6 protein-coding genes are annotated in these 15,265 nt (G+C 70.4%); all 6 read right to left on the bottom strand.

Translation table 11 applies throughout. The features are described from left to right. Genes ACIGJC_RS18310 through ACIGJC_RS18285 form a run of 6 tightly spaced genes read right to left on the bottom strand, consistent with a single transcriptional unit; the run spans nucleotide 1 to nucleotide 15,254 of the window. A complete protein-coding gene (locus tag ACIGJC_RS18310) occupies nucleotides 1-2,628 on the bottom strand; it encodes an Ig domain-containing protein (RefSeq protein WP_483713500.1) in 2,628 nt (875 codons plus the stop codon). Then, a complete protein-coding gene (locus ACIGJC_RS18305; protein WP_483713498.1) occupies nucleotides 2,625-3,992 on the bottom strand; it encodes an ATP-binding protein in 1,368 nt (455 codons plus the stop codon). Before ACIGJC_RS18305 ends, ACIGJC_RS18310 begins: the two co-directional genes overlap by 4 nt. After that, on the bottom strand, nucleotides 3,976-7,596 hold the full coding sequence (locus ACIGJC_RS18300) for a contractile injection system tape measure protein (protein WP_483713496.1): 3,621 nt from the start codon (nucleotides 7,594-7,596) through the stop codon (nucleotides 3,976-3,978). Before ACIGJC_RS18300 ends, ACIGJC_RS18305 begins: the two co-directional genes overlap by 17 nt. Further along, entirely contained in the window at nucleotides 7,593-10,247 is a 2,655-nt protein-coding gene (locus ACIGJC_RS18295) for a hypothetical protein (protein ID WP_483713495.1), read from the bottom strand. Before ACIGJC_RS18295 ends, ACIGJC_RS18300 begins: the two co-directional genes overlap by 4 nt. Continuing rightward, complete coding sequence (locus tag ACIGJC_RS18290) at nucleotides 10,244-11,107, bottom strand: hypothetical protein (protein WP_483713493.1); 864 nt, start codon at nucleotides 11,105-11,107, stop codon at nucleotides 10,244-10,246. The genes ACIGJC_RS18295 and ACIGJC_RS18290 overlap by 4 nt, the downstream gene beginning before the upstream one ends. Further along, a complete protein-coding gene (locus tag ACIGJC_RS18285) occupies nucleotides 11,097-15,254 on the bottom strand; it encodes a hypothetical protein (protein WP_483713492.1) in 4,158 nt (1,385 codons plus the stop codon). Before ACIGJC_RS18285 ends, ACIGJC_RS18290 begins: the two co-directional genes overlap by 11 nt. Nucleotides 15,255-15,265: the final 11 nt, after the last annotated feature.

Raw genomic sequence — 15,265 nt, 5'->3', positions numbered from 1 at the left:
TCAGGGATGCGGCACGCGCGGCTTCAGCAGCGGCACTAGCATCGTGACAAACACCACCGCCAGCACCGCGAACAGCAGCCGCTTGCTGAAATCGGCAGACGCCAGGTCCGGATCGCAGCGCAGCAGCAGTCCGCCAATCACGGCCGGCACGATCCACGCCAGCGCAAGGTACAGCTGGAACGGACGCCCCAGTGCGCGCACGCGGCACGAAAACAGGAACAGCAGCAGCGAGACCAGCGCGACGCCCAGCAACACCCAGAACATCGCGCGCAGCGCCCAGCGCCAGTCGCAAACCAGGTTGCACGTTGCGCCTTCGCGCGTTTCGTCGGCCAGGATGGTGCTGCGCACGGTGGTCTCCACCACCTGCGCCGTAGCCGCATCGGCCGCCGGTTGCGGCCACAGCGCCACGCCGCCGAAGTTGTCGTTGAAATAGGCCATGTCGTCGCTCATCTGGCGCACGCCCGCACTTCCCGCCGACACGAGCGGCACAATGCGCCGCACGACGATGGCACGGTTGGTGCCGGCCAGGTCGGCCGACGCTTCCACCGCCTCGCGCAGCGCCTTCTTGCTGAAGGTGGTGGGTTCGGGCAGCGCGACGATATACCTGACGGTCACGTTGGTCTGGCTCCGGTAGCCGCCGGGTCCGGCCATGATGCGTCCGTCCTGGTAAGGCGGGTCTTCCGCCTGCACCAGGTAGTCGAGCAGGCGGCCGAATGTCCACGAGGCGCCGGCGGGTGCCGGTGCGGCGGCAGGCGCGGCGGACGGGCGCCCTTTGGCAGGCGCGGCGGCAGGCGGCGATGCCGGCTTCGCGGTCTCGTCCACATGACGCAGCGCCGGCACGAGATCGCCAGCCGGAAGCATCAGGTTCAGCATGTATTGGCGCTTGCCGCGGCGCATCTCGGCGATAAGCGTCTGGATCAGCCGGTGCCGGAAATCGTCGAACGCCGCGTAGCGTGGGTCGCCCGGTATCGGCGCCTGGTCAAGGAACAGCGTGATGCCGTCGCCCAGGTGGCTATCGCTGGCGAGGCCGGGAATGCGGTCCTCCCAGCGGCGTTCGAACCGGTTCAGCGGCACATCGATCATTCTCACCGCTTGCCGGGCCACCTGCTCGGCTACACGGCGACGCTGCGCCTCCGGCAGCCGCAACAGGAACTGCCAGTCGCGGCGATAGATGGTCACATCGAGCTTGCTGCCATAGCGATGTGCGGCGCGCAGGAAGTCCAGCTGTGCCGCATCGGGTTGCAGCGGCGTGATATTGCCGTCGTCGTCGAATGGCTGCGCATAGCCCATCAGCCGCTCGTACAGGCCGAAGTCGAGGGCGGGCCCGTGCTTGGGATCGCTCCAGTTTGGCACATAACCGTAGACCGCGCCGCTAGTAGGTCCCACCAGGCAGTTGCAGCCCGTGCCCGACCACGGCGGTGCCGTGACGATGGTCGCGTCGTGGGGCTGCATGGCCTGTTCGATCAGCCACGCGCGCACGCGCACCGGCATCAGCGTGGCCGGCAGATCCTGCCATTTGACCGGCGCCTCGGACAACTGCGGCGGCGTCTTCGGTGCCGGGCCCTGCCAGGCGGTGGCGCAATGCTGGCGCCATTGCTCGGCGTCCGGAGCGTTTTGCCGCGTATCCAGCGCCACCCGTTCGGTCAATGCGGCGGCTTGCGCGCAAACGCGCGCATCGAGTGCAGCCGCGAACAGCGCCCGCGTCGGATAGTCCACGTTCAGCATCGGCTTGAGCAACGTGGCCAGTTGCGATGCCCCCGCCTCGCTCAGTTCGTCGAGACCGTCGGCATCCGGCAACGGCGCGGCCACCGCCGACGCGGGCTGTCCGCCACTGCCGGCACCATCGCCGGCCCCACTTCCAGCCTCATCGGCCGCCCCTCCGGCCTGCGCATCGGCGGACTCCGGCGGTGGCGGCGGCGCAATCTTCGCGAGCACCGCCTCGGTCAGGCGCCAGCTATCGATTTCGGTGCCGCTGCGCAGCGACGTCTGCGTCGCCACGATCGGCACGTGCTGGATGGCGGGAATGGCAGCCGGCGCCGACGCGGCCGGTGACGCCGGCCCCGATGTGCGCGGGCCGATCACGTTCAGCGCGAACTGCTGTCGCACGCCCTGCCCCCAGCGGTCGCGCAGTTCCACCGTGAAGGTGCGCCGGCCACGTTGCGACGTGGTGCCGCGTACATTGCCATTCGCATCCAGCGTCAGGCCATCGGGCAGGCCTTTTTCCACCTCGCTGAACACGTAGGGCGGTTCGCCACCCGTGGCCTGGAAGCGGTAGGCATAGGGCACGTCCACCCGTGCCGATGGCAGGCTGGTGACCGCCGTCTTCTCGAAAGCCAGAGGATCGGCATCGCCCATGCACATCTCCGCAGCGGACTTGCCCGCCACACACGCCGTGCTGCCGGCAGCGGGCACCGGCGCAACGGGCGCGAGCGACGGCGCGCCAGTAACACTGGAAGCGCTGGAGACGCTGGAGGCGCCGGCTGCGGCCGGCGCGGAAGCCGCGGCGGCGGACGCAGCGGTCGCCACGGCAGCCGATGCCGCCACCGGCGTGGCGCCCGGCGCGAGCCACAGCAGTCCCGCGCCCACCGCGAACAACGCCATCACCAGGCCACGACGCGCGTGCTTCATGCCGTCCTCCCTTCCTTGCGCAGTTCGCGGGCAATGCCCAGCCGCAGATGCTCGGCAGTGAACTGTGTCGCCGCTTCGCGGCTCGCCTGCAGCACCGCATAGCGCAGCACGTTCACCATGGCGCCGCCCGACAGAGCATGCTGCTCGGCCAACGACGCAAGGTCCACATCGGCGGCGGCGCGCCCAGGCTCGCGGATCAGGCTGCGCCAGAGCCGCAGCCGCTGGGCCACGTCGGGCATGGGGAAATAGATCATGGATTGAAAGCGGCGCGAGAACGCCTCGTCGATATTGGCGCGCAGGTTGCTGGCCAGGATCACCGTGCCCGCAAAATCCTCCACGCGCTGCAGCAGGTATGCCACTTCCTGATTGGCGTGACGGTCGTTGCTGCTCTGCGTGGCCGATCGCTTGCCGAACAGCGCATCGGCCTCGTCGAAGAAAAGGATCCAGTGCCGGCTTTGCGCCTGATCGAACACGCGTGCCAGGTTCTTCTCGGTTTCGCCGATGTACTTCGACACTACCATCGACAGGTCGATGCGATACACGTCGACATCTGCACTCTTGCCCAGCAGCGTTGCCGTCAGCGTCTTGCCGGTACCGGGCGGCCCATAGAACAGGCAGCGGTAGCCGGGCTTCACGGCCTTACCGAGGCCCCACGCCTGCATCAATGCGGCCCCATCTCGCAACCACGCCTGCACCACGGCGATCTCGTCCATCACTTCGGGGTCCAGCACCAGGTCGTCCCAGTCCAGCGCCGTGGTAATGCGCCGCGCGGGAAACTGCGCGTTGTAGTCGGGCTTGTGCCAGGCACCGGTCTGCAACCGCTGCAGCGCCTCGGCGCCCACGCGCAGCGCGCCGCTCAGCTGCGGCTCGCTGCCCACCTCGCCATCAAGCTGCAGCAGGCCCGCCTGCACCAGCCGATGCTCGGGGTCGCAAAGCGCCAGTGCCGCCAGCCGTGCCTCGAGGTCGTCGCCAGCCACCACGAATGCGGCCGTTTCCCCGGTGGGCAGGAAACCCGCATGATGCCGGGCGCGGCAGCCGCCGAACTCGCTGAAGCCGCGGTCGAAATCGCGATTCTTCACGAAGAACAGGTCCAGCGCCGCCGGCCGCAGATGCGGCGCCAGCGCCAGCGCCAGGATCAATCGCTCGGTGGTATCCAGGGCAAACTGCCGCACCACGTCGGCCAGCGCACTGCCCTCGGGCAGGCCGGGCGGAGCCGGCCATACCAGCGCCCCGCCCGCGGCATCGCCGCCACCCTTGCCGAAATGATGCTGGAAGCGCAGCGCCAGCGCCGCTTCCAGCCAGTCCAGCTCCAGCCGCAGCGCCTGCGCGTGCAGCGCGGTATCGCGTTCAGCGCCAGTCGACATACAGCACCTCTTCCATCCAGGGCAGCTTGATCGTGGCGTACGACCACGGCAGGCGATCCAGCAACATGTCGAACGGGCCGGGCTTCACCACCAGCCGCCAGTGAAACCCGGCGTCGCCCTGCTCGCGCATGAGCCGCCCCTCGCGCTGCAGGAAGGTCTGGCGCAAGCCGGCCGGCGACGTATTGCCAAGTGCCCCCCAGTTGGCGATGACGGCTTGCAGCAGCCCATCGAGCAGCTCGCGTGTCGGCGCGTCCAGCGCGGTATGGGCCGCCAGCGGCTCGGTCAGCTGCATGCCGCAGAGCAGCTTCTGCAGCACGCATTCGGGTTCGCTGGCATCGTCGTGCCCGTGCACCAGCCACGCCAGGCAGCGCACCGCATGTGAGACGGCCGCCGCATTGCGCAACCGGCGATCTTCCAGCAGTCCCAGGCGGTCGAACAGGCGCTGGCAGTAGGTGGCCAGCAGCACCAGGCCCGCCGCGTCGACGTAGTGGGTATCGAACGGGCCGAACTTGGCGAGCCTGGCAAGTTCGGGCACGTCGTCTGCCGTGGCGATATCTGCCCGGTTCGCAACAGCGGGCGCCTGATGCGATTGCCGGTCCGACGCATCGCCCGGGTTCCGGGTCTGGCGCTGCGCAAGGTGAATGGACTCCTGCGCCTCGGCAGCGTCCGGCGTGCGGCGCAACGCACGACTTGCCGCCCGGAACCAGGCCGGTATGCCGCGCCTGGCGGGGGACACCGGTGCCGAAGCGGACTGCGGCGTTGTGGCGGCGGTGCGTCGGCCCCAGGCGCCGGCGATGTCGGCCACGAGCGAGAACCAGCGTTCCAGGCGCGTGCCCCCCGCCCCCCCATATCCTTCGGCCTCGCACCGGATCGACAGCGCATGGCGGCGCACCAGCCAGCCCGGCGTGACCGGCAGCGCGCGCACGAGCACATGGTCGGCCAGGAAGCGCCAATGGCTTGCCTGGCGCGCCATCGCGCCCTGGTGCGGGACCAGCGCCGATTCCACGCGCTGCAAGCCGTCGCTACACCGGCGCAAGGTTGCCACCTGGCGCGGATACAGCACGCCGAGCAGCGTCCAGCGCTGCGCGGGCCGTGTAGCGCCCAGCCAGTCGGCACACAGCGCCGGGTCGGCCAGCCACTGCCTGACCTGCTGGCGCACGCCGGCATCGCGCACCGCCGCCCGCTGTCGCGGCAGCGCCAGGATATGCACCAGGCGTTCCGCACGGGCCGTCACGCGATGCACGGCATGCCAGCGGCATGGCAACCCCGCATCGGCAAGCTTCGCGAACCCGGACACCTTCACCGGCGCGCGCGCTGGCGGATGGTTGCCTGCCGGCATGCCACGCCGATGGACGCGAGCACCCAGGCGCCGTAGCGGCCGGGCCAGGTGCCGCAGCGCCGCGACTACCGCCGGCACGGTTGCCGGCGGGGAGACGGAAGGCCGCGCCGAATGATCGCGTCCCCGGGCGGCGGCCTCGCTCCACGCCTGCAGCAGGCTGACGGCATTGAGCGCGCCCGTATCGCGCCATGCCCGACGGATGGCCACTTCCCATAGCCACGCCGCATGCCAGTGCCAGGCGCGCGCATCGGCATCGGCATCGGCATCGGCATCGGCATCGGCATCGGCATCGGCATCGTTATCGGTATCGGTATCGGTATGGGCGTCTGCATCGAGTTGCGCGATGCACGTGGCCACGGCATCGGCCACCCATTGCCAGCGGCGCGTCATCTCTAGCCACGGCTGTGCACCGGCACGGCCGCGGGCCATATCGATCATCGCGAGCAGCCCGACCTTGCGCGGCGCATCCCAGTGCATCGCCACTTGCCAGCGCCAGCTGCGCCGGCGCACGCGCCGCGCCAGCGCATCGCGCAGCGCGTGGGGCAATGGCAACGCGCGCCGCGAGGTGGGCGAGAAGAGCTCGTCCGGTGCATGGACTTCCGGCTGCAGGACGTCAGCCCGCGCACGCACGCCGCGCGGGCTCCGTCCCGATGCGCCGCCGTGCTGCCACGCCACCATTGCCCGCCGCCAGAGGCGCTCCCAGTCCTGCCGCGTGGCAGGCGGGCGCTCGCCCAGCGCAAGCTGCCGCAGGCTGAATGCCGACAGCCACGCCTGCAACGCCGACAAGCCGCCCGGACGCGTTCCGCCCGGCATGGCACCCTGCGCCAACGCCGCCAGCGCGAACTGCCGCAGCGATTCGGCCCAATGCGTGCCCAGCGGTGCGCGCGGCCGCGTGCCGGAGACCGCGCCAGATGCCGCTGCGCCGCCTGTCGCCAGCGCCCCCAGCACCTGGGCGACCACTGCCGCACCATGCCGCCTGATCCAGTTCGCGGTGCCTTCGCCCTGGCGCAGCACCAGCGCGCGCAGGTACGTGCGCAAGGCAACCGGCTCGCGCCGCGCCAGTTCGCGCAGCAGCAGCTCGACGGAACGGACATCGAGCGGCTCGCTGCCATCCAGCGCACGCGCCAACCGGTCCAGGGCGGCATCGAGCGGCCGCCGTGCCCGCAGCGCGGCGCCCTGCCCGATCTGTCTTGCCGCCATGCGATCCGCCGGCGCATCGCGCCGGGCCACGCCATCGCGATGCGCTTCGAGCGCCCGCATGCGGCGGCGCGGCGCCACTACATCGACCACCCCCAGCAGCAATTGCAGTTCCAGTGCCGATGCCATGTCGTCACCTGAGGCGTCCGGCCGCCGGCCGCTCATGCGCAAGCGCGACGGGCGCCATGCCCCAAGCCCGCCCTGCCCCAGCTGCAATGCCAGTGCAGTGCCCAGTTCGCGCTGCAGGCGCTGTATATCGTCGATGCTCAGATGCGCGCCGCGCTGGTCCCACATCGTCCGGAATGCCGCCAGCCGCCAGGCCTGCTGCAACTGCTGGACCTGGTAGATGCTCAGGCGTCCGCGCGCCTGCAACGGCACCAGCAACTGCGCATCGAGCGCGTCCAGGCTGGCCGCCAGTTGGCGGTGGCGCACCGCCACCAGCGCTTGCAAGCCCTGGTAGGGCGTGATCTGGCTCAGGCGGCTCAGCACGTAGTGCGTCGGGTGCAGTTCGCGCAGCAGCGACCACAGCCGTGGGCCCGTGCGACGCGCCAGCACGGCCAGCCACGCCGACAATCCACGCCCGGCAATCGCGCTGCGCGACCACGGCAGGTGGCCGTGCTGAAGGTAGAACAGGAAGTGTTCCAGGCGCTGGGGGTCGGAGGGTCGCGGCGCATCCCCCGTGGCAACACCGGCTGTCAACGCACCATCGTTGGCCTGCGCGTCGACGGCATCGCATGCGCCCGATGCCATCGACCGACGGGCACGCCACAGCGCCTCGCTGAGCTGGTGCTCCAGTATCGCGGCCCACTCGGCGAAACTGCCATGCGCAGCCAGCCGCCCGGTGTCGATTTCCAGCGTATCGAGCTGCCAGACCTCGTTGTCCGCGGACATCCGCGTGAACACGCGTGCGATGGTCTGGCGCCCCGGACCGTTGAGGAACGCGCTGATACGCGCCTGATGGACGTGTGCCGCGTCACGGTCGGCATCATCACGCGACGCCCAGACCAGCGTCTCGATCGCATGGGTCGCGCGTCGGGGCGCCACCGAGCGTGGCGGTTGCCGGTTCATGGCCGTGCCTCCTGTGCACCGCCAGGCAGGGCCGCCAGCCGATCGCGCAATCGCTGCGCGCAGGCATCGACATCCGCCACCGTCTGCGCGCTGTCGTCCTTTGCATGCCGCACGCGGGCCTCTAGCCACGCTGCGAAATCGGCCTCGAATGCGGCCAGCGCATGGGCGTCGAGCCAGTGCACATCGGGCAGCACATGCGCGGGGCAACCCAGCGCGATGGTCTCCGCCGCCAGTTCGCGGAAGCTCTGGTCCGCGCCGCGTGCCGTCCAACCGGGCAGGATCACGCTGATGCGGTGCGCCTCGAACCCCTGGGCCAGGGCATTGGCGGGCGCGCTGGCCTGGCCAAGCGGTCGCAGCAGGACGTGTTCCACCAGATGCAGGCCCTCGGCATCGCGCTGCACGCGGCAAGCCACCTCGTGCAGGTAGAGCGCCGGCGCCAGCACGCCGCCCGGTCCGTCACGCACGGCCAGTTGCCACCAGCGGCCGTCCTCGTCCGGCCCGAGCCACAGTTCGGGTCCGCATGCGCTATCCACGCGGTGGTAGCGCGCGGCATGCGCCGCGCAGCGGAACAGCGGCGCCGGCAAGGCCCGCGGATCGAGGCTCGGGAGATGGAAGGCCAGGCGCTCGTGCACCTCGCCCATGGTCACGTCTTCCTCGTAGTGCGCCACGATTCGCGCGCGCATTGGTGGCCACATCACCAGCGGCACGGCATTGGCCGGAGCTTCGGTGTGCGGCGCGCGGCGCGGATCCGGGTCCAGCGCCAGGCCATGCGCGCCGGGCACGCCCGCCAGCAGGCGGCTGTGCGTATGCGCAAAGCCCAGCAGCAGCCCCACGCGCTCCTGCAGCGGCGCGGTATTGCCCCGGCGGCCCAGCGACGGGCGACCGTAGTCGAACGCCCCGCCCCGGTCACGCGTATGGCGCACGATCCGTAGCAAAAAGCGGCGCTTGCAGCTGTACAGGTGCCGCTGCCATGCGCCGGCGTCGAAGTACGCGCCAAAGCGCTGGATGCTGTGCTGGTCGCAGCTTTCGCCATGCAGCGCCAGCAGCAGGTCCAGCACGCGGCTGCGGCGGTCCAGCAAGTCGCTTTCGCTGTCAAGCCCGCCAGTGGCGCTCTGCGCCACACCATCATTGACGCCGGCCAGCCCCGGGATATCGCTGGCATCGAGGGGCGCCCACCAATAGCTCGCCTCGGGATTGCGCTCGATGCTGAACAGCTGGCGCAGATGCTGCAATTGCGCGTTGCCGTGGGCCAGCCATTGCTCCAGCAGCGCCAGGTAGGCGCCGAACTGGCCCTGCCGCCGTGCATCGGCACGGGGCGCCAGATGGTACTCGCGATAGAGCGGCGGCAGATGATGCCAGATCGACAGATAGGGCCCCTCCGGCAGGTACTGCCCGGCCGGGCGCTTGAGCAGCCGGCCCGCGAACGGGGACGTGCGCGGCACGGCGGTGCTGGCCACGCGCTGCGCCTGCCGGGCATCGGCCAGCCGTTCCAGCAACGTGCCGGTATCCACGTGCAGCAACGTGCCGCGCCGCGTGACCTGCCAGCCGGCGAGCATCGCGGGCGTGTCGGGCCAGCGCAACTGCATGGCCCAGTCGTCGCCATGCCATGGCAGGCTGTCGGCGTGGAACCCGGACACATCGTCTTCTTCGCCCTCGTCGTCCTCGTGTCCCTCATGATCAGCCGCGTTACCGACCGGCGCCAGCGGCACCAGCCGCACCGCGCTGATATCGGCCACGCCGTCGATGCCGCGCAATGCCTGCGCCAGGTCGCCAAAGTACAGCCGGTTTGCAGGGTCGCGGCGCAGATCCTCGGCTGCGATCCATCCGCACTGCGCAACGGGTCCCTCGAACAGCTCCGCCGTGCCCAGCGGGTCACCGAACGCATCATGCTGCGCCAGCCTGGCCTGCAGCGGCTGTCGCGGCGGCGCGGCCGCCACGATATCGGCGCAGCGCCGCACCATTTCGACCAGGATGTCAGCCAGATCACGGGGCCCGTCCACGCTCAGGCGCACTTCCAGCGCACACCAGCGCGGGCGCAGCACCTGCGGCGTGCCGTACAGATCCTCCGCCAGGTTGCGCTGCGCGCGATAGGCGCGGGCGATCTCGCGAGCGGTGGCATCGCCGTCGCCATCGGTCACGCGCAACGCCATGTGCCAGCGGCCATCGCCCTCCGGCATCTGCAGCCGCAACTGGCGCACCGCCGGCACGCGATCGAGCAGGTAACGCAGCAGGTCGGTCTCGGTGGTGGGCCGGCACGGCAGCGCCTGTTCGGGGGCGTGCAGGGCATGGCGCCGGAAGTGGATGCGGTCATCGGGCGCGGTCAGCAGATCGGCCATGTCGGCCTGCGCGCCGAACACGCCTTCAGTCAGCGCGTAGCACAGCGATTCGAGCAGCGTGACGCCGGGATCGTGCAGGTTGTAGTCGGTCCAGAGCTGTCCGCTCGTCGCCTGCGCCAGGGCGATGCCACGCGCGCGCAGGTCGCCATAGCTGAAATCGGGGTCGCCGTGCAGCCGCTCGATCGACGCGGCGTCCGGCAGCGGTGCCTCGAACGCGTCGTGCGACATCAGCGCGGGCGGACGCGGTGGCGGCTCGCGCGTGGCGCCGGGCCCCGCCGCCGGGCCCGCAGCCGGCACCGGTTCGCCGCGCCTCATGGCTGGCCTCCGCCCATATGGGTATCGGCCCAGAGCTGCGTCAGCTGGGCCTGGATGCGCACGTCGGGGCCAAAGTCGCAGCCGGTGCGAATCTGCAGCCGATAGCTGGCGTTGCGCCCGCTGGTGCCGGTCCAGCGCAGTTGCAGCCGATCGCACCGGCGGCTGTAGAAGCCGTGCGTGCACCGGATGCCGCGCTTGCGGTTCAGGAAATTGAACAGCCCCAGCGTGGGGTTGTACGTGTTGACGGCAATGGCATGGACCAGGCCGAAGCGGCCCTTGCCGCGCATGCCGGCGCCCGCCACGATCTCGAATGCCTGGCAGCCGCCCAGGTCGTCGGTCAGGTCCTGCCACGTACCATCGGCGCGCAGCGTCACCGGATGCTCGCGCGTGTAGGCACCCTGGCGGCCCCTGCTGCGCACCGTGCCGGCCACGTCCAGCGTGGTCTGCGGCTGCTCGGTGCCCACGCCGATACGGCGCTCCTGGTCCAGGTACAGCAGCGCCGCGCGCTGCGACGCCGGCTGGCCGTCGGCGCCGCCATCGCCGCCATTCGCGCCGCTGGCGGCGGTTCCAAGCTCGTCTGCATCCTCCGGCGCATCGCGGCCCCGTATCAGCAGTGCATCGCGCGCACCGCCCAGTTCGATCTGCCACGCGGGCCGTTCGGGATCCTGGTCGCGGAAGAAGCCGATCAGCGCATCGTGGCCCAGCGGCGAGTACACCTCGAAGCCGTGCTCCACGGTCTTGCGGAAGCCCTCGTCGCTCATGTTGAGCATCGAGTCGATCAGATCCGCGAAGTGATCCTCGTCAGGCAATGCACCTTCGCGGAAATAGCGCTTGAGGGATTCGCGGTTCCTACTGGTCATGTCGCTCCTGCCCGGAAGATGGCGGCGCCGAGCGGCCCACGATGAAAGTACTGCCTACTTCCAGCCGGTTGATACCGGTGCGCTGCGGGGCGCCCGGGCCGGTCACGTCGCGCAACTCGATCAGGTGGCGACGCGTCGGCAGCAGCAGGCTCCACGGTTGCGCGGGCCGCAGCGTGCGGGCCTCGCCATGAACGATATGGGTGGCCGTGTCGCGCAGCGCGTTGAACTGGCGGTCATTGCGCACGATGTGCAGCATCGACACCCGGCCTACGGCGTCCACGCCCGGCTGCGCGCGCAGGAGAGCCTCCATGTCCTCGGCGCGCACGCTCCAGTCGAATTCCGCGCCAATGCCATCTGCATGCCATGGCGACAGGCGTTCGACGATGGCCCGGTTCAACTGGCGCAGCGCCGCGCCAGGGTGAGCGTCCAGTGCCAGCTGGACGATGCAGCGCACCTGTGCCCGTTCATACGCGGCATTGCGCACGCGCACCGTGGCGCCACGCGGCGCACGCGCCTGCAGATGACGCTCCATGGCATCGAGCATGGCGGAATCCAGGCGCGGCGCCTCGGTGCTGCTGAACAGCATGCCGGGCCGCGGATGCGGCACCACCACCACAAGTACCTGTCCGGGGTGGCTGGCCAGGTGGCGATAGCGCGCGCCGCGGCTGGCCGTCATCGCATCGCTGATGGTGACCTCATGGTGCGGAAAACACTTGGCCTTCCACACTTCGGGGAAGGCATCGAGCAACAGCCGCTCATAGTCCCAGCGCGTCACGGCGCGTGCTTTGTGCCGCAGGCGTTCGGCGCCGCGCAGGCGCACCGCCTCGGGCGGATCGGCGGCGCGCCAGCCCTCGGACGGCCCTACCTGCAGCACCTGGCCCAGGCCGGCCAGCGGCCGCAATGGCCGGTCGATGGTGCCGGGGCCCAGTGCCGCCAGTTCCAGCGGCGCGCCGGCACTGGCGCCCGCAGGCGCCACGCGCGTGGCGCGTACCGCGTGGCAGTGCACGCCATACAGGCCGGCCAGCCGGCTGAAACCCCAGTCCGCGCTCAGGCGCAACCAGTACGCGCTGCCCGACGGCCCCAGGCGGTTCTGCACCATGCCCGCCGGCAGGTTGAACTGGACGATGCCGGGGCGCAGCATGCCCTGCGTGCCATCGCTGACCACGGCGTGGGCCGGCAACGGTTTCCAGCCGTCGTCGTGCCATGTGGCCCAGCTCAGCGCGGGCAGGTCGTCGGACCAGCGTCCCGTGGCCACTTCCTTGCGCAAATGGAAGAACAGATGCAGGCCGCCCCGCGGATTCGCGCCGGACAGACCGATGTAGAGATTGCCGTCGCCGATATAGCGCGGCAGCAAACCGGGCTCGCGGCCCTGGGAGCGCTGGACCGGCGTGATGCCGAACGGATGCAGGTGGAAGACGGTGTGCTGGAGCGCTTGCCCCGCTGGCACGGCCACGTCGCCGTTGAGCGGCATTTCCTGGCTGGCCAGGTATCCCAGCGACAACGCCTCCAGCCGTGGCGTATAGGGCTCGCGCGGCAACGGGCCGGCCGGGCGCTTGAGCCGCGCATTGCGCGTCAGCGCCGCCGCCAGCAGCGTGGGATGCATGGCATGGCCGAAGGCGTTGGGCGGCTCGGCCAGGTCAATGCGGAAGAAGCCGCTACGTGCATCCAGCCCATAGGCGAAGGGCTGGCCCGCCGGGCGGGGCGGCGCGGCACGGTGCAGACGCCGCAAGGCCGACGATGGCAACACCAGGCGGTGCCCGGCGATCAGTCGTTCGCCGCCGCCCGTCGTGGTGAACAGCGGCAGCGTGCCCCCGTTACTGCCGCGCCACTGGCCATCGACCAGCAGCCTGGCGTCGCAACGGAACACGCCGGCCGGCCAGTCGCCCGGATAGCTTTCATAGTGCTCGGGAAAGCCGCCCGGATGCGCGGGGAGTCCGGCCCATTTCAGGTCGAGGTGCAAGGCCTGGAGCGGCTTGCATGCCAGTTCCGGACTGCTGAAGACCAGGTAGCTGCCCACCGCCGGTGCCGGGCCAAAAGGCAGGAACGGTTTCGACGGATCGAGCCGGCCAAGCTGGTTGTACAGCACGACATTGCGCAGATCGTGCACGCTCACCCCAAGCCGGATACCGTGCAGGCCATACTGCTGCAGCATGCCATAGGCATAGAGCCGGCCATGGGTGCGCAGCGCCAGTTGCAGCACCGGCTGGGCCGGCCACTGGTCGCCGTGCACCGCAGGCTGGCAGGGCACCACGGGCGGACGGTCAGGGCCGAGCCGCATCACCAACTCGATGGCACCGCCGGCGTGCGACGCGTCCTCAGCGCGCGGCCGCCGCCTGGCGAACACATGGTCGATGCGCAACCAGCCGCCCGGCACGCTGACTTCGGCTTCCCAGATGCCCGCAAACACGCGCTCGAAGATCAGGTTGCGATCGGGCAGGCGCGCGGCCTGGCCGGTATCGCGCGGGGGATGAATCAGCGTGAGCGGATCGTCGATTTCCACGCGCCGCCCCTGCCGTTCGGGATCCAGGCGCGCCGCATGGGCGCGCAAGGCATCGAGATCGGCCGCGCGCAGATCCTCGTCGCCAGCCACCAGCCATGCCGCGAACAGCCGGCCGAGCCGCTCGGCAAAGCGCTCGCGATCGTCGCACGCCACGCAACGGGCCAGCAGGAAGGCCAGTTGCACGTCCTCGCCGGCGAACTCCGGTGCGCGCGCCCAGGCCGCGCGTGCCAGCGCATCGGCATCCGGCTCCGCTGGTGCCGCCGACGGGCGCGGGCGCCCCGGAAAACTCTGCTGCTCATGCGCGGCATACCTGCCGAAGACATCGGTCAGCCAGCCGATATCGCGCCGGGCCGGTGGTGTTCGCAGCGCGCGTTGCAAGGCCACGTCGTCGGTCGCGGGATGCGACAGCTGCAGCCGCACGCACAATTCGCGGCTGCCCTCCTGCAACCGCAGCAACGGCGATGCCAGCGCAAAGCCCAGCCGCGCGTCCTGCGCCTGCGACGCCGAATCGCGCACGGCGCCACCCAGCAGCGGCCACCACGGCGCACGCTCCGCATACGCGGCCGACGGAGGCTGCAGCGGCAATGATTCCACCTTCATGCGCGTGGGATAGTCGAACTCGCGCTCCGGGGAAATGGTGGGGTCGCGTTCCATGCGCAGGTTGCAAAGCATGGCCACTTGCGAACCGGTCAGCGACAACGCGGTATCGGCGGCGAACTCGAGCGCCTTGCCCTGGCTGTCCTTGCCGCCCGCGAAGCGCGTGCCGGCCGGGATATCCACCGGCCCGGCGTAGTGCACGGCCCGGCCCAGCAACAGGTGCACGGAATCCGGCACGACGCGGCGCGGCGCCAGGTGCAGCACATCGCGATAGTAGAAGTCGATCAGGCGCTCCGGGAACGCGTTCAGCGGCGCACGGGTGTACTGGAACAACTGCAGCGCGGTCAGCAGCAGGCCCATCGACGGCTCGTGCCAGCCCGTGCCGATGCTGCGCTCGAACTGCACGCGCGCCAGCGGCTGCAACCGTGCGATGGCCATGCTCAGCGACAGCCAGCCGCGCCGCAGCCATTGGCGCCGCACGAACGGGTCGTCGGCGGGCAGGGCGCGCATCGGCGTGGCATCGTCCGATGCCGCGGCGCGCGCCCAGGCTGGGTGCAACGCGCCGCCGCCATGCCCGAAGCCGTCGATGCCGGCTTGCAGCCACGCGCCCAGGCCCTGCTTGATCTGCGCGAGCAACGCTTCGCCCAGCGCGTCGCCAATGCCATCGCCATCGCCGTCGATGTCGATCCGCGCTTGCCCGTCGCCAGCCGAACCCTGCGCGCCCAACCACCGGCACCAGCCGTCATAGGCCTGCACCAGCCGCCAGAGGCGCGCCCAGAGTGCCTGTTCGCCCTCGCTGTCCAGCGCGGCCACGAACTCGGCTTCGAGCCGCGCCAGCGGAAACGAGGCCAGGTCGGCCAGCAGCACGGTCTGGTCCTGCCGCAGCGCGGCGTCCCAATGCCCGGCGCCCGCCTGTGCACCAAAACGCAATGTGGCGGCGTGGTCCAGCGTCATGCGAATGCGCTGCGCCAGCCCGATCTCATCGGGCAGGAAGTGGCGGGATCGAAGCGCTTCGGCAAGTCGCTGGTCTTGCCGCGTACCGTTAGCCATGCCTGTGCGCC

The sequence above is a fragment of the Cupriavidus sp. C3SS-1 genome (genome assembly GCF_057073755.1).
This window is presented reverse-complemented; position numbering and strand designations above follow the sequence as displayed.